The following is a 19336-nucleotide window of genomic DNA, read 5'->3' as shown; positions in this document are numbered from 1 at the left end:
CTAATGACCCCACAACGTAAGTTTGGAGCCGGGCTTGCAGGTTTATTGATCGCTTTGAGTTTTGTGTTGTCTTCGGTGGCTTCCGCTGAAGAAGTGATTGCAGGCTCTGTGTTTGATGAATCCAAAGAGTCCGAAGTAGTACAAAAAGCACGTCGCCGTGCCTATCAAGGCGGACGTGATGAAGGTGACCTCGCGGTTCAACCTCAACTCACAGCTCCCACTCGCAAAATGGCGCCTCAGGTAGAGGGCACCGATCATTCGGCCGACGACTAGAAGCTATCTCATAAACCCAAATCCTGCGTTGTTCGTCGTCGCAGTACAGGGCGTACAGCTTCCTCCTCACGCCTTGGCTTTGGATTTATGAGATAGCTTCATTAAATATGAACTGACATTATTGGAGATGAAGTATGGCGATCAATGATCAACTCCCTGAGGGTGTGACTCGCGAAACAATGGACGTAGATGTTCTTATCGTGGGTGGTGGCTCGGCCGGTTTGTCCTGTGCCTTGCATTTGGCAAATCAAATTGAAAAACACAATGAAGAGGTTGCCTCTGGTAAGAAGCCAGGCGCTCCGATTCCTGAGCAGATGATCGTTGTTCTTGAAAAAGGTGCTGAGATCGGAGCTCACAGTTTTTCAGGTGCGGTTCTAAACACCAAAGCTCTTGAAGAATTGATGCCGGACTTTAAAGCTCAAGGCGCGCCTTTGGATGCGGAAGTCACAAAAGACGCCGTTTACTATTTGGGTGATGATTATTCTTTCAAATTACCGATTACTCCTCCGCCATTCCACAATATCGGTCACCACATTATTTCTTTGTCGAAGTTCAATCGCTGGATGGCTGAAAAGTGTGAAGCTAAAGGGATCAATATCTTCCCGGGCTTTGCTGCTGTGGAAGCTTTGTATGAAGGTAATAAAATCGTCGGTGTTCGCACGGGCGATAAAGGCCGTGACAAGAATGGCAATCCTAAAGCCAACTTCGAGCCTGGTTTGATTTTGAAATCTAAGTGCGTGATCTTCGCTGAAGGTACGCGTGGTTCTTTGTTCCAAAAAGTTTCTAAAAAGTTAGATCTTCGCGCTGGCAAAAACGAAGAGGTTTTTGAAGAGGGCGTGAAGGAAATCATTCAGATGCCTGCCGGCACTGTAGAGCCAGGACAAGTGATCCACACAATGGGATTCCCATTGCATAAGTCTATCGGTGGAACTTTCATTTATACTCTTCCTGGTGACAGAATCATCGTGGGACTCGTGGCTTACTTAGATACTCAGGATCCTCTTTTAGATCCACATCGTGAATTGCAGAAATTGAAAACACATCCGTTTATGCAGAAGATGCTTAAAGGTGGAAAAGTGATCGCTTATGGCGGTAAGACTTTGCCTGCCGGTGGCTGGTATTCTATGCCAAAACTTCACGGTGATGGCTGGATGGTATGCGGAGACTCTGCCAGCATGGTCGACGTTCAAAAGCTAAAGGGTATCCACTTGGCGATGAAGTCAGGTATGGCTGCTGCAGAAACAGCTTTGGATGGTATCCTTAAAAATGATTTCTCAAGCGCTGTGACGGCTTCCTTTGAACAAAAAATTCAGGATAGCTATGTTAAGAAAGAGCTCTATAGAGTTCGTAATTTCCACCAAACTTTGAGCAAGGGTTTCTTCGAGTCTTTGCCTTTGATCGCTCTTCAAGAGATCAGCGGCGGCCGTGGCTTGACAGACAATATGCCAGCTCACAAGGACTCTAAAACGACTCATAAAGTGGTAGAGATCTGGGGCCCTGAAGGCTTGAATGCACAAGAAAACAAACTTCCGAAGCCGGATGGTGAGTTGTTCTACGATAAGCTTTCGAGTGTTTATTTGACGGGAACTATGCACGACGAAGATTCACCAAACCATTTATTGATTGGTGATGGAGATATCTGCCGCACAGTCTGTGAGCCTCAGTATAAATCACCATGTAATCATTTCTGTCCTGCGAGTGTTTATGAGATGTTGCCTTCTCAAAAGCACCAGGGGCAATTTGAGCTTCAGGTAAACTATACAAATTGTATTCACTGTAAGACTTGTGATATTAAGTGCCCGTTCGAAAACATCGAATGGACCGCGCCCGAGGGAGGCGGCGGCCCTCAATACAGAGAAACGTAATCACTACGGATGATGTGAACGTTTCTTAGACAGGAGCGTTCACATGCCAGAGTTTTTTGCATCCACCCCAAAAGGCCTCGTTGAGGTCCTCGAAAAAGAAATCCAAGATTTAGGTTTGAAGGTCCTCGAAAGAACAGCCGGCGGCGTTTTTTTCGAAGCGAATTGGGAAGGGGCTTATAAAGCCAATCTGTATTCCCGTACTGCAAGCCGTATCTTGAAGCCGGTTTTAGAGTTCACGGCTTACCAGCCTGAAGAACTTTACAATCAGATTCTTAATCACGATTTCACTAAATACATTAAGCCGAATCAAACTTTCTGTATTGATGCTACTATCAAAGAATCTATGATGCGCGATCAGCGTTTCGTAGCGATGAAAATTAAAGACGCGGTTGCTGACCAGTTCCGCGAGAAGTTTGGCGTTCGTCCTGACGTTGATAACACCAATCCAGATTTGCGTATTCACGTACGTGCTATGAAAAATCAATTCATGGTAGCGGTCGATCTTTCTGGCGACAGCTTGTTCATGCGCGGTTACCGTAAAGAAGTGGGCGAAGCTCCGCTCAAGGAAAATTTGGCAGCAGGTTTGTTGCTTCTTTCAGAGTGGGACCGTAAGAGTCCTCTTGTTGATTTCATGGTGGGTTCAGGAACTTTCCTTGTTGAAGCTGCAATGATGGCTTTGAATATTGCTCCTGGCATTCACCGTAAAGGGTTCGGTTTTCAACGTTGGTTGAACTATGACGAAGCCGTTTGGGACAAGTTGGTTCAAGAGGCTATGGATCAAGAGTTGGACGAGCTTCCATTTCAGTTTTATGGCTATGATATCGATCGTCGTATCATCGTTGTCGCTAAAGAAAATGCGAAGCGTGCCGGTGTCGACCATGTTATTGAACTCCGTCGTGAACCTGTAGCAACAGTGGCTCCACCAGTGGAAAAAGGTTTAGCGATCGTGAATCCTCCGTACGGAACTCGTATCGGGGATGAGGACAACCTTCGCGACGTTTACCGTGACCTCGGTTATACGCTCAAACATCGCTTCAAAGGTTGGGATTGCTGGATTCTATCTGGTAACAAAGAACTTATCGGCGATTTGAAGTTGAAATCGACTCGTAAGCACTTCGTGTTCAACGGTAATATCGAATGCCGTTGGTTGAAGTACTCGATGTTCTAGATCCTAGGATCTAGAACTAGGTCTTGGGAAAAGCTTAGGACCTGAAATAGCGTTGCTCACTACCAGATCTTCAATAAACTTAAGGTGTGGTACGAGCAAGAGCACAAGAAATAACATTAGTACAAAGGCGATGGTGGAGTTTCATCATCGCCTTTTTTATTCTGCTTTTTAGTGCACAGCCGTTCTTGGGTGCGCTGAAAAGTGGCTTTGTGTCCTTTGATGATCCTTATCTTTGTTACGACAATCCGTTAGTGCGCCATTTTGATCTTAAAAAGGTGCTGACTTCAACGGTCGCGGACGATTACATGCCGGTCGTGACTGCAAGCTTTGCACTTGAGAACAAACTTTTTGGTTTGGACCCTTTCTATTTTCACCTTGATAATCTGCTTTTGCATTTAGCCAACGTCATTTTGGTTTTTGTTTTACTACGGATGTTAACTCATGGTGGCTTGGTGATTCCAGGAGTGACAGCGCTGTTGTTTGGTCTTCATCCGCTGCATGTAGAATCTGTGATGTGGGTCTCACAACGCAAGGACATGCTGTCGACACTGTTTTCGTTGTTGTCTTTGCTATTCTATCTTTTGTCGGTGCAAAAGAATGGACGAAGCTGGTGGGTTTACGGTTTAAGTCTTCTTTGCTTTTTGCTGGCCCTAGGATCCAAGTTCATGGCGGTGTCGTTGCCAGCGGTGACTCTGTTGCTAGCTTGGTATCAAGGGGAAGAGAAAAAGAAAACGGCCTTGAAGCTATTGCCCTATGTTGCCTTGATGATCGGGTTTGCGATGATCCATATCGGATTGCATAAGCCATCAGGCGCCAATGCGACTGCGGGTTTTGATTTGCTCGCAGCTTTGGGGCGTGGAGTGGACTCTTTAGCTTTCTATCTCACAAAAACAATTCTGCCCTTCAAATTAGGGGTCTTCTACGAAAGAAATGTGGTGACCTTGTCCTGGTTTGAATACGCGATGTTAGGGACTTGGACTGCAGCCCTAGTTTTGATGTTCAAATATATTTCTTCGCAAAGAAAACTCATGGCCGTTTCGTTATTGATCTTTTTGGGAACTCTGTTTCCAGTTTTGCAGATTGTTCCTTTTGGCAATAACTTTGCCTTTGCAGATCGCTTTATGTATTTCCCAAGTATCGGCTTGTTCGCTGTTTTCGGTATTTTGGTTTCAGAGGCAATGAAACTAAAATACAAGTTCGTACGAGCGGTTTGCGGAGGCTTGCTTGCCGGTTTGTGTTTGTCGTTTTCTTATCTGAGCTTTGCGCAAGCACTGACATGGAAAAGCAGCGAAACTTTGTGGCAGAATGTTTTAAACAACTATCCTAAGAGCAGCGTTGCTCATAACAATCTTGGGCTGGAGCTTGTGGCTCAGGATCGTACACAGGAAGCTCAGACTATTTTAACGAAGGCTGTTGAGTTAAATCCGAAGTATGCGGAACCTCGCGTGAACTTGGCTGTTTTGTATATGCAAGCAAATGCGCTCGAAGCGGCGAAGACCGAGATCGCAAAAGCGCTCGAGCTGAATCCGTCGCATTCAGGGGCCTATTACAATCTGGGTGTGATTGCAGAAAAAGAAAATCGTTCGGACTTGGCAGTGCAGAGCTATCAAAAGGTGATGGAGCTTGATACCACCAATGTGGCAGCACCAGTGAATATGGCAGCAGCCCTGTACAGGCTGGGGAAAAAGGACGAAGCCGTAGGGGTATTGAAGCACGTATTGGAAATCGATCCAGGAATGCCCGAGGCGCTGAATAATTTGGGGGCCATCTATCTTGAGATGGGGCTTTTAGCAGAAGCGACAGAGGCCCTTCAGCGCGCCATCAAAGCGGACCCGTATTATGAAGAACCGCGAAAATCTTTAGCGGTCGTGTTTGCCCGTCAGGGCAGAATGGACCTGGCAGCTCAAGAGCTTCAGCAGGCCATTGAGATTTCCAAGCAGAGTAAACCTAAGAACAGACGGCGCTGGGCACCGTCTAATTAACCAGTTTGCTATTGTAACGATCTTTAGGGTTTGCCGACTGGATCAGCACGATGGAATAGCCTTTGTAATACAATTGTTTTAGCAATAAGGGCAGAGCTTCTGCGGTCCTTCTTTGAATATCGTGAAACAGAACATGGCCGCGCCCTTTAGCTTCAATTTGATCCATCGTTCGTTTCAACATTTCAGCTGGCGTGCGGTTCTTCCAATCTTCTGAGTCGACAGACCAGTAAAACTCTCCGACAGAGTGTTCTTTGAGATACTCTGAAAGCTCAGGGGAAGACTCTCCGTACGGAAAGCGAAAGAATGGATCGACCCAACCTAAGATGTCTTTCACAGCTTGGTGACCGCCACGGATTTCGGCGACGGCTTCGCTGTAGGTCAACATGCGACCATTGTTGCTAGCACATCTTTTTTTCGCTGGTAAACATTTATGGTCGACGGAGTGGGTTCCAATAGCATGGCCACCATCGGCAACTCGACGAAGAATGCTAGGATAAGCTTTTGAGTTCTTTCCCATCGTAAAGAAGATGGCCTTTGCATTTACGTCTGCCAACGCTTTCAAAATTTTGTCCGTGTGTACTGGGTGTGGACCGTCGTCAAAGGTAAGAATAATTTCTTTGTTGGCAATATCGCCTGAAATCGTCTTGTAACCACGAGACACATCGCGAGTTTGCACGTTATCTGGAAACGTGAACGAAGACTGGATCTCTTGCATCTTTTTTTTCTCTTTGCTCCAGTAGTCTTCCATCTTTTGAAGCAGTTCTTTTTTGCAAGGAGCAATCAGGGTTTCATAGTCTTTGGATTTGATCTCTTCCTCGAAAAGAACAAGATCTTTTGCGTCTTTGTCGAGTAAGCCTTTGCAAACTTCTTCAGGATCAGCTTCGGCTTCTTTCCAGCGTTTAAAAACCACTTCGTTGTTGTCGTCAGAATTTTCCCAGTCCGAAAGAGTTTTCGCATCAGTGTTAGCTTGAACTGACTTTGCAACGTCATTGCGAACCTGGCGTGCAGACGGGCGTGTGCACGCCATTGTGAGAGTTGAAAGAAGGCTTAGTGTAATCAAGGATTTTGTCATTGAAGCAATCATGCTCTCTCCGGTTATGAGTGAGATATTACTGGCCGAATCTGTTTTTTGAAATAGGACTTACAAGAATTTTTTGCGAGCATTTCAGGTCAAATATAGAGGGAATGAAGCTTTGGCCGGTCGTCAAAACTTTAGACAAGCTTGAAAAACAGTGCTTAGCTAGGGCATGCGTAAAACTAAAAGACTGATATTGCGACCTCTTGAGCTGTCGGATTATGAAAACTGGCGACAGACCTATTCCATGCTGGCGTCTCCTCAGAACGAGTGGGACGAAGGGCCTTGGAAGGATTCCGAACTGACTCTTGCTAAATTTAAAGCACTCTTAAAAACCGAAAAATCTTGGCGAGCTCTCGAGAAGTTTTATGTCTATGGAGTTTTTGATCGAAATGATGGCGTGCTTTTAGGAGAAGTTCGGTTGATGGATATTTCCCGCGGGATTTTTCAGAATGCCTATTTGGGTTATCGTATTTTTAGTCACTTTTGGGGACAGGGATACGCGACTGAAGCTTGCCGTGCTGTGATTGACATCGCTTTTAAAGATTTGAAACTTCATCGTATCGAAGCGGCTATTGAGCCTCATAACAAGGTTTCTATCAAAGTGGCTAAGAAATTAGGCCTGCGTAAAGAGGGGCTGAGTTCTCGCCGCCTGCAAGTGCGTGGGAAGTGGAAAGACATGTTGGTCTATGCGGGGACTACGGAAGATTTCAAAGGGAGATCTAAGAAATGATGAGTTGGATTCTGCTCTTGAGCCAGGTGGTTTTTGCCTCTCCGGTTTTGGAGGGGAGTTTTGTGCGCTCTTGCTATTTAGTCGGGGACGATGCTCTTCAAGCGCAGGTGCAAGTGCACTCCGGTTCGTGGATTCAAACCTTCACAGCTTATGAAGAAGAAACATGTCAGACTCCTTATTTGATTTACGAAGTTCAGTCAGCCGCAGACATACATGGCAATGACGTGGATTTGGAAGTCCGTGAAGTTTCCTATCAATCTTTAAGTGACGAGGTCACTCGGGCTTTGAACATGGTGAATTATTGCGGCTTCACGAATTGGAAGACGAAGCAAAAGAGAGTCGTTACGGGTCTTGAGTGTGATGAGTTTCAAGCTCCGCGTTTAGGGGAGAAGACTTACACCCGCTATCAGCTTTCAGCAAAAGCGGGAAGTTCCGAGCAACTGCTTTTAGGAACTGCAGAGGGTGTGCAGGATGGCAAAACCCCAAATACCCGCCATCATGCCTTTGAGACCCTGCCTTATCAGCGCATTCCTTAGTTCGGGTCTGAATCTAAGGCCAGCTCCGTTGAAACTTTGTAAAAACCCAAGTAGGGGATTTGATTGGGGTTTTAAATATTTTTACAAAGTAAAATAAATAAATTCATAAGTTATTGAAATTAGACGATAATTATCTTAGTTTTGATTTTAACTTATGGAAACTTTGAAAATGCAAGCCCCTCTCCTTAGACCCGTTATTAGCGATTTTGAAGATCCGGTGGATTTTTTGAAATTGATGATTGAGTACCGCAAGAAGACCGAGAAGAGTTTCTCGGTCCATGCGGTCGCTGTGACCTTGCGAAAGGTGTCTCCGGCCCTGGTGTCTCTGATTCTTTCTAGAAAAAGAAAAATCACCTTAGACCGTGTTGATGAGCTTTCAAAATTGATCCAGCTCAATGTTCAAGAGAAAATCTATTTTAGAAACTGGATCGCGAGGCTCGAGAAACACACAGGACATGAAGACGTTCTGCCAGCGAAGCCCGACACTCACGCCCGTCATCATAAAAAAGACGTCGGCACTCATATCCTGAATGACTGGATTAATGTTTACGTCAAAGACTGTTTTCAGCTGCCAAAAGTGCAGAATGATCCAAACTTGGTCCATCGTTATTTAGCCTCGTACGCGCATCCGAAACGTCTTGAAAAGGCCATCGAGTTTTTGCTGCGCGAAGGGCATTTGCGCCGTACGCTTGACGGGAAGATCGTTGTTGAGGCAAATCTGGCTGTAGCGGATCCTAAAGTGCCTAGTAAAAAAATCCGGCAATTCCACAAAGGGGCTTTGGGCGTTGCAAAGGCGGCGATTGATTTGTTCCCGCCTAATGAGAGAATGGCTAATACATTGATCATTCCGTTGAATGAAAAAAGCTATAGTGAACTTATGGAAATCATCCAGGACTTTTCGGAAAAGCTGCAGGAGTTTGCAGCTCACAATCAGGAAACCGGGGATCGTCTTTATCAGCTAATTGTCAATTTGAGCCCGACAGGAGGGAAAGTCGAATGAGATTCATCATTTTGACTCTAACAGTACTATTAACACAGCAAACATTAGCATCTACCTTCGTGGGTAACGGCGGCAACGCCGGCGATATCGAATTGCAAATGACCTTGGGGCAAGTGCAGGAGAGTTTGTACTTTATTAACCGCGATAAAGATGTCGAGGGCCGCAAACTTTGTGTTTGTACCGAGACTTTCGAAGGTCGTCCTATTTGCGATATGCTGAAACAATTGAACGAAGAACAAGTGCGTTTCTGCGCTCAATACGTCGAGGAAAGAGCTTCAGAAATTGAACGCATTTTGAACACCAAGGACCAGGTAAGCTTCTCTTGGACTCATCAGAATATTGAAGTTCAAGAAACTCACTCGCTTCGTGGTGCAGACGCCGTCACAAATCCAAAAGAAATGTCGATGACGCTGAATCAAAAACGTTTTTTGGAGATGGATAGTGATGAACGATTGTTCTTGATTGGGCATGAGCTTTTCCATCTGACGTCTTATCAGGGTGTTACTCTGAGTGACGAACGCAGTATTGGACCTTTCAAAGGTGCTGACGGCGGTAGAAAGTTTATCAATGCCATGGCGGCAACAATCGTGATGAACGCGCATGAATACAGCGTCTTTACGAAATATCGCACGGCCGAGAAACGCTCTAAAAGTTATAAGCAAAATTGGTTAAGCTTGTCTTTTGCGAGTATTACAAGACCCAACGATACAACCACGCCCTACGACGTTGAAAACACCTCTGGAGCTCAGTTGGGATTCCGTTATCAATTTACGCACGAGCTTGGAGTCCTTGCACAGTATTCACATTTTGCAGGAGATAAGGCACTGATGAGCACCATCGAAGCCCGCGAGACCCAAGACATCTTGAGTGTGGGCGGCGCTTATCGTTGGCTTCCGTTTAGCAATCCACTGACGTTTGCGGGGCAGTCGCATTTCGTCTTTTCGGGCACTGTGGATGTCATGAAAGCGAAGTATGAAATTAACGATCCAAACATTGGAACTACTGCGGATGCAGCGTCGATTGGTTATACACTAAGCTGTAACTATTTCATTCCCTTCAAGTCGGGGATGTGGGCGTATGCCGGTTTCGGGTACTCAAGTATGCCTTATTCCTTCAATATCGATAATCAGGTGACCCTCGAATACAAGAAAGCTGGAACAACTTTTGCTTTGGGAGCTAGCTATGGATTTTAAAAATATCTCTTTAACGTTATGTTTGATCTTCACAAGCGGCCTTGTGGCCTGTGGTCCTGGCTTAAGTCACGACAGTGAAGACAATTACAATATCGGTAATCCCACCAAGAGCGTTGCTTCTTTGAACACCCCAGATGAAGGGGAGTCTCAGAGTTTGGTTTTATTTGATAAAACGGTTCGTCGTATTCATCACTTTGATGTGACGAATATGAAGCACATTCGCTCGTTCGGAGTTCGTAATCCCCAAGACGACCACTTTGTTCTTTATGGGAATAACGGAAACTACATTATCGATTTGTCTCTGAAAGAACTGACCATCTTTGATAAGTTCGATCAGGCTCAGCACTCTCCGATCAAGTTTCAAGGCACGCCAAGATCTGCTGCGTTCTTACCGAGCAAGGGTCTTGTGGTGATCTATGACGATTTGATGTCTGTAGGAATGATGAAGCTTGGAAACACCGGCACCGTTTTAAACAAGTGGGTTGGTGGCGCGAGCGTCGCAGGTTTTTCAACGATCTCTGCGGGTGACTTGAATGCCGATGGCAAATTGATTTTGGGCCTGAATAATGGGTCTATCGTTGTTGTGAACGACCTTGAAAAGTGCATGGATGACAAGAGCTGGGGCAACCTGGATCCGTTCATCACCGGCCTTGGCGATATCAAATGGTTGGCGCCCCTCCCGCAACAGCCCAATCAGATTTTGGTTCGCACTCAAAGTCAGATCGTGTTGCTTGATATCGTCGCGCGTACACAGCTGGCGAGCTACCCATATAGTTCTGGTGACCGAGTCATGAAGCTTTCGAAGTTCAATGATCCTCACGTGATCATTCAAAGTGGAAATAAGATTCGTGTGATCTATGCCGAGAACTCGCAAATTAAAGAGCGAGTTTACATTCCGCAAACTCAGGCTCATGAGGTTTATTATATCCTGAGTTCAAACTTGGATTTGGCAAAGGATTCTTGGTCTTTTGTGGATAGCACTGAGCCTATTCAGTATTTCTTTAATGACGTGAATGCGACTCAGAAAGAACGCCGTTTTGCGCGTTACCGTTTTAGTGATTTCTTGTCTGAAGAGAATGAAAAAGTGGCCAATAATACTCAAGTAGAACTTGGCCAAGGCTTTATTTTCTCGTTGTATCCTTCGGAGCTTGGTTACGCCGTTCGTATGGATGTTGATTCCAAAAAGAAATCCGAGTTGAAGCTTTTCAACTTGAAATACATCCCTGCCGACTAAAACGGTTTAGAGATTGCAAGCCATGCGGCGAAAATGCCGAGGCCGACAAAAAGAACCATGATAGGCCAGCCCAGCTGGCCTTTTCTTTTTGCTAGAGCGATCGCGCCACCCATGACAAGCCAAACTCCAAGCTTGGTCCATGCCCAGCCAGGCATTTCAGCCATGATGCCGAGTTTTGCCAACAAGCCAAAGCCAGAGACTAACAAAAACAAAAGTCCCACACCATGAGTGAGGAATGCCATTTTCTTGACAGAGCCTGTGAAGGTAGCGCCAGCCATTTTCAAAGTAAGCGCTGAGCTGAGGCCGAAGAACAGCAAGATTAAACCAGTGATGTGCAGAATTTTATAAAATTCGTAAGACATGAGAGCTCCTATTCCTCAGAGAGATTCAAGTGTTTCATGATGCGGCTGAGTTGTTTGCGCATTTTAGTGAGATGAACTGTGTTTGCCAAATTTTTAAGAGATTCTTTGAGCGGTTGCAATGGGTAACCGCCATAGGGCCCTGGCTCGGTGATGTCATTCGTGACGCCGGAAAGACCCGCTAGCATCACGTTGTCGGTGATTTCGATATGATCAGCGACGACCGTGTTGCCGCCCACCATAAAGTTTCTGCCGATCTTACTAGAGCCTGCCACCATGAAGCCCGCTGCAATCAGAGAGTTTTCACCGATTTCACAGTTGTGCGCGATATGGCAGAGGTTGTCGATTTTAGTTCCCGCACGAATGCGAGTCTCGGTGAGGGCTGCGCGATCAATCGTACAGTTCGCACCGATTTCGACATGATCTTCAATAACGACTTTTCCGATTTGGGGGATTTTCACTGGATGCGATTCTTTGAGCGGGACAAAACCAAAACCATCCGAGCCGATCGTGGCATGCGGTTGGATCTCGCAGAATGCTCCGACCTCGCAGTAAGCGCCCACGAGAACTTGTGGGTGGATAATGGTGTTATGACCGATATGCGCGTGGCTTTCGATTACCACATTGGCCCCAATCAAACAGTTGTCGCCGATTTTGACCTCAGCACCAATAACGGCGCAAGGTCCCACAACAACGTTTTTACCAAGTTGAGCGGTTGGATGAACACAACTTTTTGGATGAATGTGTTCGTCTTGCTGGAAGCGCTGGATCTTTTTGTCGAAGAGGCTTCCGATCGTCGCCATAGCCAACGGGATGTGTGGAGTAGTAAAGAAGCAGGCGTGAGACTTCTCGGGTATTTTGAGACTTTTATGAGCCACTACGATCGAGGCGTTTTGTTTAAGGGCTTGCTCTAATTGATCTTGCTTGCTGACGAAAACAAGAGCTTCGGGGTTGGCAAGATCTGGGGGAAGAACCTTTTGGACCTTTGCTCCCAAGGGACCTTGCACATAGTGAAGAACGTCGCCTGGAATTTCATGGATTTTTGCTGCGGTAATCATAAACACCTCTTTGGTGATGCCTTGCACAAGAGAATCCTATTATTTTTTTGATGTCAAGACGACGGGTGATAGTATAAGTCTCCATATGTTAAGGGATTTTGACCATTCCTAGATCTTCTTGTCATAAGGGGAGGACATTGTCGATGGCGAAAAAAGCTGCAAAAAAAGAAACCACAGCAAAAGCTAAAGTGGCTGCAAAACCTGCTGCGAAAGCGGCGAAACCTGCGAAGGCAGCGCCTAAGGCGGCTGCGGCGAAACCTGCGGCCACCAAAAAAGCGGCTCCAGCTCCAGCAGCAAAACCGGTGAAAGCAGTAGCTCCGAAAGCTGAGAAAGCTCCACCTCCACCTCCGGTTCCGGCAAAAGCCGCTCCGGTTAAAGAGGAAAAAGCTCCGAAAGCAGAAAAGCCTCCTAAAGCTGAAAAAGCTCCGAAGGCCGAGAAAGCACCGAAAGCTGAGAAAAAATCAAAAGCTGAAAAGGTGAATCCGGGTGAGGAAGCGGGTCGTTGGGCAGATCTTTACCAGAAATATAAATCTGATAAGCCTCAGGTTTATAACATGTCTGCTCAGTTCGATGCCAATAAACCAATCCAACACAAGGTTTTGGGTTGGGGGTATATTTTGTCGAACGAAAATGACCGCTTAGAAGTGCTGTTTGAGCAAGGAATCAAGATGCTCATCAGTAACTATAAGTCCTCGTAGTGAAAATTTTATTGCTTAGCTTCCAAAACTCACCTACATATTGAGGGACATGGCAAAAGAAGATTTAGCTCAATTAGATGGTAAGGTTATAGATGCTCTCGCTGGGGGCATCTACAAGGTTCAATTGGACAACACTGTAGAGATCTCTGCAAAGTTGTGCGGTAAAATGCGTCGATTCAACATTCGTGTTGTCGTGGGTGACCGTGTAACTGTGGGTGTTTCTCCGTATGATCCGACCCATGGCCTTATCATGTATCGTCATAAATAAATCATTTGATCTCTCCTATTCGTTCATCAAAATAGAGGTATTATGGATCAAGCTCTTCAGAGTTACTTATCTCGTATTATCCCAACAGTTCCGGCAAAATCAGCAGCAGCCGTTATTGAACTAGCCGCTGAAGGTGGAACTGTTCCGTTCATCGCTCGTTACCGTAAAGAAAAAACGGGGAACCTTGATGAGGTTCAAATCCGTGCGGTTCTTGAAGGTCATGAGACTTACAATGAGATCGTGAAGCGTAAAGCCTTCTTGATTAAAGAAATCGGCGAACAAAACAATCTTACTGCCGAAGTCAAAAAGCGTATCGATCTTTCTTGGGATCTTGGAGAACTTGAAGAGATCTACAAGCCGTTCAAGAAAAAGAAAAAAACCAAAGCAACCATCGCGCGCGAAGCAGGTTTGGAACCTTTGGCAAATTGGATTTGGGACATGGGTCACGGTCTTTTGAAAGACTCAGAAACCATGGAGATGAAGGCGAAGAACTTCCTCAATCCAACCGCGAAAATCGTGACTTACGAAGAAGCGCTTAAAGGCGCTCAAGATATCATTGTTGATAAAATCGCCAATGATGCCGATCTTCGTAGCATCGTGAACAAAAACTATATGGAAAAAGGCCGCGTGATTGCAAAAGCGGCGAAGGGCTACAAACCGCACTCTAAGTTCGAAATGTACAAAGAGTTCGAAGAGCCTGTGAAAAGCCTTCTTGAAACCAAGAGTTCTCATCGTTATATGGCAATGAGACGTGGTTGGCAGGAGGAAGAGCTTTCTGTCGATGTGAAGGGTGATGAAGAAGATTTGCTCAGAACATTCACATCTTATGCGACAAAAAACCCGGACAATGCGATTGGCGACTATTTGGCTCAATGTGCGCGTTTGGCTTTGAATGTTTACGTGGTTCCTTCTGTGGTGAACGAAGTTCATCGCATGTTGAAGGAAAAAGGCGACGAAGAGGCCATCAAGGTTTTCGCAGAGAATGTGCGTAAGCTTTTGTTAGCATCTCCGTACGGACCAAAATGTATCTTGGGTGTCGACCCTGGTTTGAGAACGGGTTGTAAAGTTGCGTTGATCGATAAAGGCGGTAACTTTATTTCTCACACGGTTCTTTACACTTTGGGCGATAACGCTGAAGAAAAAGCAAAAGTTCTGTTTAAAGAAGTTTTAAAGCAAATCCAAATCGAGGCGATTGCTGTCGGTAACGGAACTGCCGGTCGCGAGACTGAAGTCTTCTTGAGAAAAATTCTGAAAGACTTGAAATCCAACATCCCAGTGGTGATGGTGAATGAATCTGGTGCCAGCGTTTATTCGGCTTCAGATGTTGCTCGTCAGGAATTCCCTGATTTGGATATTACTGTGAAAGGTGCGATCTCTATCGCGCGTCGTTTGCAAGATCCTTTGGCGGAACTTGTGAAAATCGATCCAAAATCTATCGGTGTTGGTCAGTACCAGCATGATGTGAACCAACCTTCTTTGAAGAAGTCGTTGGAAGCAGTGGTAGAGTCTTGCGTGAATAACGTGGGCGTGGATTTGAATACGGCTTCAACAGCTTTATTGTCTTTCGTATCCGGTATCGGACCTGCTCTTGCGAACAACATCGTTGAGCACAGAAAAACGAAAGGTCTTTTCACGGAGCGTTCTGAGCTTTTGAAAGTTCCTAAATTCTCTACAAAAGTATACGAACAAGCTGCGGGTTTCTTGAGAATCCACGGCGGTAAAGTTGTTTTGGATAATACAGGTATTCATCCAGAGCGCTACACAGCGGTTCGCGATATGGTTCAAGAGCTTGGTTGTGCAATCCCTGACGTTGTTGGTGATGGTGCGAAGAAGTTGTTAGCTTTGAGAACTAAGTGGGCGGCTTTGATTGGTGACTTTACATTTGATGATATCGTGAAAGAGCTTGAAAAACCGGGACGCGATCCTCGTGATCCGTTTAAAGTTTTCCAATTCCGCGATGACATCTTTGAAGTGAAAGATCTTAAAGAGCAAATGATCTGCCCAGGTATCGTGACGAACGTAACGAACTTCGGTGCTTTCGTAGATATCGGTGTTCATCAAGATGGTTTGGTACACATTAGTGCTTTGTCTAACAAGTTCGTGGAAGACCCTCGTAAAGTGGTAAATCCAGGCGACCAAGTGACAGTGAAAGTATTGAAAGTGGACATGGAGAAGAATCAGATTTCATTAACGATGAAATTGGACGATGCTCCAGAGCACAAAGCTCCTCGCGATATGAAGTCTGCACAAGGTGGCGGACCAAGAGCGGGTGGGCCAGGCGGCGGCAGACCTCAACATGGTGGCGGTCCTCGTAGAGATCAGGGACATCGTCAAGACCGTGGTGGCGATCGCGATCAACGTGGTGGTGGAAAACCTGCGGGCAATCCATTTAACAATCCGTTTGCAGCATTATTGAATATCAACGATAAAAAATAGGGGGCTACAACATGGCTAAAGCAAAAGCAAAAAACAAAAGTTCACGTCACAAAGCTAAAAGACTTTCTAAAAAGAAAAGAATGACGAAGGCAAAATTCCGCAAGTAGTTGCGAATCTCAGTTGCCGATTCCGCAAGTAATTGCGGATTTCGATTGTAGAATCAGAAAGTAGTTTCTGATTATGAATTAAATCACTGAAGGCCAGAGCTTATACTCTGGCCTTTTTGTTATGACCTTGGCCCAAAGGGCCCACTCTGTATTTACCATCTGGTGTAGTCGAACCACATTCCTTGCTAACACCGACTCGACGTCTTCGGGTATCAGCTTGCTGTCCCTGCCTTATGAACCAAAAAATAAAGTATTGTCATGAGGCTATACCTTGAAAAAACGCTCTGAGCTTCAAAGCTGGTATTCAGTCACCAATATGCCATTTGGAAAAGCCATTGGGTTGGCGGCGCTTTGCTATTTTCTTCTTTTAAGCCTGCATATTTTTGGTGGATCTGAATTTATCTACAATCAAGTTGTGCACCCTTTAGATTTTCGTCTTCGTAATTGGGCGGGGCTTTATCCAAAACTGGACCCGCGAATCAAGATGTATGCGGTTGATCACAAGACGATGACTGATATGGGCCTGGAGTTTATTCCCATCGAGGAGTGGACTGCTCTCTTTCAATCACTGGCCAAGGCAAAGCCTCAGGCTATCTTTATCGATAAAACTTTTCCTCTGCCTTTGAGTAAGGATCACAAACAAACGCAGCTACTTAATGAGAGTCTTCATGCGGCTTCGCCCGTAACAGCTTCGGCATTCTTCGTGCCGAAACAAATTTTGGGGTTCTCGGAATTGCCTGTTCAAAGTTTTAGTTTTGATATGAACTCTTTGCCTTGGTTGAAAATTACACAAGGTTATTTCTATGGACCGGATTTGAGCATTTCGGACTCTTTTGATCATATAGGGCATACGAACTACGAAGACGATGGTTACATTAAACCGATCATTCGCTCGAGCGATAGTCAGGCATTGCCATTTTGGGGATTGAATTTGGATCCTGGTTTGGCGGTGCGTGAACAGTCCTTGGTTTTTAATTCGCATGTGATTCCAACGAATGATCAAGGCAAGGTTCTTGTGAATCTGGCTCCGGCTGCGGAGTATTGGAAGCGCACCTACAGTCTGGTTTCTTTACTCAAGAAAGCACGGAGCGGCCAAGAGCTAGAAGAAATTCGCAAAGATGACATCGTCCTGATTTTTGCAGACATGGTTCAAGGAGCTACGAAATTTAAAAACACACCGGCGGGCATGATGCCGGGGCCTTTTATCATGGCAGAGGTTCTTAATAATGGATTGACTGGGAAGTGGCTTAAGCCCATCGGCGGAGAGCCTTTGTTTTTGTTGTTTGCTTGTGTTCTCGGGGCAACCATTGCATTGCTGTTAGGAGCGGTCCCATTTTTAGTTACGTTGTTTCTTTTGGAATCCATTTGTATCGGCCTGGGAATTTATGTTTTTTCATTTCACAATCTGTTGGTGCCGTGGGCGTTTCCGGCATTGGGGTTGTTTTTTACAAGCATTCTGATTTTTTATGAAAAGGCTCGTGTTGCCGATCAAAAGTCTCGGGATCTGCATTTTTCCTTGGAAGGGATGATTGGTCCTCAAAAGCTGAAGACTTTGCTGAGAAATAATTTGGCAAGCTGGCTTGAGCCCAAAAGCCAAGTTCTGACGGTGATGTTCATTGATATCGTAGGCTTTTCAGAGACCGCTGAGGAAAGCAGTCCTGCTCAGATTTTTAAAGAGTTGCGTGTTGTCTTAAGTAGAATGGCCGATTTGGTACATGAGTCCGGAGGGATTGTAGATCGCTCGATGGGGGACGGCCTTCTTTGTTCGTTTGGATACCAGTATGACAAGAATAGTCCGCAAGATGATACGCATGCGGATCAGGCGCTTCAATGCGCCGTTCGCATTCAGCGAGAAGCGGTTGAAAGAAATCTTCATGCTAAAGGGGATTCTCCATTTTTTCCTCTACGTATCGGGATTAATACGGGGGAAGTCTATATCGGGGATCTCGGTGGAAAACGTAAGGTGGATTTGACTCTATTCGGTCGCAGTGTGAACTATGCAAAAAGGCTAGAGGCCGCATGTGAGGTTTACCAAATCCTTTGTGGGGGTGGTACTTGGGATCGTCTTAAGGGACGTGGTGCTAGTACATACCAATTCGTTCAAAAAAGAATTCCCGTGAAACATCAAGTAGAGCTCGGAGAGTCTTATGAATTCAATCCTTATCAGGATGACCGCGAGACATTGAAAACAGCGCTTACGCGATATCAAGACGTTGCAAAGTTAAAGCGTACGGATGAGCGTTTTGTTCTGATAAAAAGAGATGTTGAAATTCGTAGTGATCGCGGGAATGGTGTTGTTCTTGACTATTCAGCCTCTGGGATTTCCGTGCGTTTAAATTCTTATTTTGGCAAAGGAACTACATTAAGTTTTAATTTTCATTCTCAAGATGGGCGACTGGAAGCTTTCTGCCGAGAAGAGGGGTTGACATTGGTATCCGGCGAAGTTCGGTGGAGTTTTCCCGATGAAGATGGTTATCGTCACGGTATTCTATTTACAAATCTAACCCTAGATAAAAAACAAAAACTGCTAAATTATTTTAGATCTCTTTAATTCTCAAAATCACAAACTCTAAAATCTTCATTTTGGTACCCGGGACCAGATAGAACGACAAGCATATCTTCATGCACCCAAGATGCCGGTACTGTGAATGAAAGACGACCTTTGCGTGCGTCTTCAATCTCTATAGGATATTTTGTTCTTCTATCATCTTTGCGTATCACATAGCCCGAAAAAAAAGGCGTTCCGTCGGGAAGGGGTTCATCATCATCCCAGTTTTCATCCCAGGATATCCCCTTGAAAATGGCCACTTTGCTGTCGTGAGAGTAGTGGTAACCGGTGACGATAATCCAAGGATAGCTTCCGAGGGTCACTGGTGGTGGTTCTGCAGGTTCTGGTTGCGGAGAATCGGTGTTTTCTTTCTCAGTGCCAGAGTTGTCGGTATTTGCTGTAGATCCCAGAGTTGTGGTTCCGGCTCCAGTGTGGAAGGTGGTACCTTGTGGTGAACATGCGGCGAGTGTTGTCGTACATAAGAGTGCCAAATACAAATGTCGACTATTCATACGTTCTCCCGGTTCGACGATACACACTTAAGAAGTGCAAAATCAGGTCCGAACTCTCAACGGATATTTGCGGGGACGGCGAGGTCAAGGTCGTCTAGGTTCTTGAATTCGTCTAGAACAACGTCAGGCTCAAATCTATTATAGAAGAGGGTTTCAGATTGAGATGGTCTGAAAGGGGCTTGCAACGGGACTAATATTTGTCTATATTGTCTGTGAGACGCCGGTGTCTCATCTCAATAAGGAGGACTTATGATTGTAACAAAAATCAATTCAGTAGTGGTCCTCTTTTGT

Annotated in this window: 17 protein-coding genes; 13 read left to right on the top strand and 4 right to left on the bottom strand. The window is 45.5% G+C overall.

Annotated elements, in window-relative coordinates:
- The first annotated feature begins 3 nt into the window (after nt 1–3).
- From ACLWBB_RS16480 to ACLWBB_RS16465, 4 genes are all read left to right on the top strand, one after another.
- Entirely contained in the window at nt 4–273 is a 270-nt protein-coding gene (locus ACLWBB_RS16480; RefSeq protein ID WP_413288656.1) for a hypothetical protein, read from the top strand.
- A gap of 134 nt (nt 274–407) precedes the next feature.
- The gene (locus tag ACLWBB_RS16475) at nt 408–2138 is read left to right on the top strand and encodes a 4Fe-4S dicluster domain-containing protein (protein WP_413288655.1); all 1731 of its coding nucleotides are present in this window, start codon (nt 408–410) and stop codon (nt 2136–2138) included.
- Nucleotides 2139–2181: 43 nt separating this feature from the next.
- The gene (locus ACLWBB_RS16470; protein WP_413288654.1) at nt 2182–3306 is read left to right on the top strand and encodes a THUMP domain-containing class I SAM-dependent RNA methyltransferase; all 1125 of its coding nucleotides are present in this window, start codon (nt 2182–2184) and stop codon (nt 3304–3306) included.
- A 209-nt stretch (nt 3307–3515) separates the two neighbouring features.
- Nucleotides 3516–5288, top strand: coding sequence for a tetratricopeptide repeat protein (locus ACLWBB_RS16465; protein WP_413288653.1), 1773 nt, complete (start codon nt 3516–3518; stop codon nt 5286–5288).
- Here the strand turns inward: ACLWBB_RS16465 and ACLWBB_RS16460 are convergent.
- Complete coding sequence (locus ACLWBB_RS16460) at nt 5281–6372, bottom strand: polysaccharide deacetylase family protein (RefSeq protein ID WP_413288652.1); 1092 nt, start codon at nt 6370–6372, stop codon at nt 5281–5283. The genes ACLWBB_RS16465 and ACLWBB_RS16460 overlap by 8 nt on opposite strands.
- Nucleotides 6373–6535: 163 nt before the next feature.
- Between ACLWBB_RS16460 and ACLWBB_RS16455 the strand changes: the two genes are divergently transcribed.
- The 5 genes from ACLWBB_RS16455 (at nt 6536) to ACLWBB_RS16435 (ending at nt 11059) form a co-directional block, all read left to right on the top strand.
- Nucleotides 6536–7096, top strand: coding sequence for a GNAT family N-acetyltransferase (locus tag ACLWBB_RS16455; protein WP_413288651.1), 561 nt, complete (start codon nt 6536–6538; stop codon nt 7094–7096).
- The gene (locus tag ACLWBB_RS16450; protein WP_413288650.1) at nt 7093–7632 is read left to right on the top strand and encodes a hypothetical protein; all 540 of its coding nucleotides are present in this window, start codon (nt 7093–7095) and stop codon (nt 7630–7632) included. Before ACLWBB_RS16455 ends, ACLWBB_RS16450 begins: the two co-directional genes overlap by 4 nt.
- A 154-nt stretch (nt 7633–7786) precedes the next feature.
- Nucleotides 7787–8632: a TIGR02147 family protein gene (locus ACLWBB_RS16445; RefSeq protein WP_413288649.1), complete on the top strand. Its 846-nt coding sequence runs from the start codon at nt 7787–7789 to the stop codon at nt 8630–8632.
- Nucleotides 8629–9825, top strand: coding sequence for a hypothetical protein (locus ACLWBB_RS16440; RefSeq protein WP_413288648.1), 1197 nt, complete (start codon nt 8629–8631; stop codon nt 9823–9825). Before ACLWBB_RS16445 ends, ACLWBB_RS16440 begins: the two co-directional genes overlap by 4 nt.
- The gene (locus tag ACLWBB_RS16435) at nt 9815–11059 is read left to right on the top strand and encodes a hypothetical protein (protein ID WP_413288647.1); all 1245 of its coding nucleotides are present in this window, start codon (nt 9815–9817) and stop codon (nt 11057–11059) included. The genes ACLWBB_RS16440 and ACLWBB_RS16435 overlap by 11 nt, the downstream gene beginning before the upstream one ends.
- Here ACLWBB_RS16435 and ACLWBB_RS16430 read toward each other — a convergent pair.
- Nucleotides 11056–11421, bottom strand: a complete 366-nt coding sequence (locus ACLWBB_RS16430) for a hypothetical protein (RefSeq protein ID WP_413288646.1) — start codon at nt 11419–11421, stop codon at nt 11056–11058. The genes ACLWBB_RS16435 and ACLWBB_RS16430 overlap by 4 nt on opposite strands.
- A gap of 8 nt (nt 11422–11429) precedes the next feature.
- The gene (gene lpxD / locus ACLWBB_RS16425; RefSeq protein WP_413288645.1) at nt 11430–12476 is read right to left on the bottom strand and encodes a UDP-3-O-(3-hydroxymyristoyl)glucosamine N-acyltransferase; all 1047 of its coding nucleotides are present in this window, start codon (nt 12474–12476) and stop codon (nt 11430–11432) included.
- Between the two features lie 143 nt (nt 12477–12619).
- Here lpxD and ACLWBB_RS16420 point away from each other — a divergent pair, with 143 nt between their 5' ends.
- The 4 genes from ACLWBB_RS16420 to ACLWBB_RS16405 all read left to right on the top strand — a co-directional run bounded on the left by ACLWBB_RS16420 (nt 12620) and on the right by ACLWBB_RS16405 (nt 18536).
- Nucleotides 12620–13174: a hypothetical protein gene (locus ACLWBB_RS16420; protein ID WP_413288644.1), complete on the top strand. Its 555-nt coding sequence runs from the start codon at nt 12620–12622 to the stop codon at nt 13172–13174.
- A gap of 49 nt (nt 13175–13223) precedes the next feature.
- Nucleotides 13224–13442, top strand: a complete 219-nt coding sequence (gene infA / locus ACLWBB_RS16415) for a translation initiation factor IF-1 (RefSeq protein WP_413288643.1) — start codon at nt 13224–13226, stop codon at nt 13440–13442.
- A 42-nt stretch (nt 13443–13484) separates the two neighbouring features.
- On the top strand, nt 13485–15878 hold the full coding sequence (locus tag ACLWBB_RS16410; RefSeq protein WP_413288642.1) for a helix-hairpin-helix domain-containing protein: 2394 nt from the start codon (nt 13485–13487) through the stop codon (nt 15876–15878).
- A gap of 378 nt (nt 15879–16256) precedes the next feature.
- Nucleotides 16257–18536, top strand: coding sequence for an adenylate/guanylate cyclase domain-containing protein (locus ACLWBB_RS16405; RefSeq protein ID WP_413288641.1), 2280 nt, complete (start codon nt 16257–16259; stop codon nt 18534–18536).
- On the opposite strand, the gene ACLWBB_RS16400 is transcribed toward ACLWBB_RS16405, so the two are convergent.
- Nucleotides 18533–19045, bottom strand: coding sequence for a hypothetical protein (locus ACLWBB_RS16400; protein WP_413288640.1), 513 nt, complete (start codon nt 19043–19045; stop codon nt 18533–18535). The genes ACLWBB_RS16405 and ACLWBB_RS16400 overlap by 4 nt on opposite strands.
- Nucleotides 19046–19336 lie beyond the last annotated feature (291 nt).

The sequence above is a fragment of the Bdellovibrio sp. HCB337 genome (assembly GCF_047302465.1).
Classification (GTDB): Bacteria; Bdellovibrionota; Bdellovibrionia; order Bdellovibrionales; family Bdellovibrionaceae; genus JACMRP01.
This window is presented reverse-complemented; position numbering and strand designations above follow the sequence as displayed.

What these genes read in the sequence shown, in the direction of transcription:
- ACLWBB_RS16460 (WP_413288652.1), bottom strand. Translation starts at nt 6,372, where the DNA reads ATGATTGCTTCAATGACAAAATCCTTGATTACACTAAGCCTTCTTTCA.
- ACLWBB_RS16455 (WP_413288651.1), top strand. Translation starts at nt 6,536, where the DNA reads ATGCGTAAAACTAAAAGACTGATATTGCGACCTCTTGAGCTGTCGGAT.
- ACLWBB_RS16400 (WP_413288640.1), bottom strand. Translation starts at nt 19,045, where the DNA reads ATGAATAGTCGACATTTGTATTTGGCACTCTTATGTACGACAACACTC.
- infA (WP_413288643.1), top strand. Translation starts at nt 13,224, where the DNA reads ATGGCAAAAGAAGATTTAGCTCAATTAGATGGTAAGGTTATAGATGCT.
- ACLWBB_RS16440 (WP_413288648.1), top strand. Translation starts at nt 8,629, where the DNA reads ATGAGATTCATCATTTTGACTCTAACAGTACTATTAACACAGCAAACA.
- ACLWBB_RS16450 (WP_413288650.1), top strand. Translation starts at nt 7,093, where the DNA reads ATGATGAGTTGGATTCTGCTCTTGAGCCAGGTGGTTTTTGCCTCTCCG.
- ACLWBB_RS16435 (WP_413288647.1), top strand. Translation starts at nt 9,815, where the DNA reads ATGGATTTTAAAAATATCTCTTTAACGTTATGTTTGATCTTCACAAGC.
- ACLWBB_RS16445 (WP_413288649.1), top strand. Translation starts at nt 7,787, where the DNA reads ATGGAAACTTTGAAAATGCAAGCCCCTCTCCTTAGACCCGTTATTAGC.
- ACLWBB_RS16420 (WP_413288644.1), top strand. Translation starts at nt 12,620, where the DNA reads ATGGCGAAAAAAGCTGCAAAAAAAGAAACCACAGCAAAAGCTAAAGTG.
- ACLWBB_RS16410 (WP_413288642.1), top strand. Translation starts at nt 13,485, where the DNA reads ATGGATCAAGCTCTTCAGAGTTACTTATCTCGTATTATCCCAACAGTT.
- ACLWBB_RS16480 (WP_413288656.1), top strand. Translation starts at nt 4, where the DNA reads ATGACCCCACAACGTAAGTTTGGAGCCGGGCTTGCAGGTTTATTGATC.
- ACLWBB_RS16470 (WP_413288654.1), top strand. Translation starts at nt 2,182, where the DNA reads ATGCCAGAGTTTTTTGCATCCACCCCAAAAGGCCTCGTTGAGGTCCTC.
- ACLWBB_RS16475 (WP_413288655.1), top strand. Translation starts at nt 408, where the DNA reads ATGGCGATCAATGATCAACTCCCTGAGGGTGTGACTCGCGAAACAATG.
- lpxD (WP_413288645.1), bottom strand. Translation starts at nt 12,476, where the DNA reads ATGATTACCGCAGCAAAAATCCATGAAATTCCAGGCGACGTTCTTCAC.
- ACLWBB_RS16430 (WP_413288646.1), bottom strand. Translation starts at nt 11,421, where the DNA reads ATGTCTTACGAATTTTATAAAATTCTGCACATCACTGGTTTAATCTTG.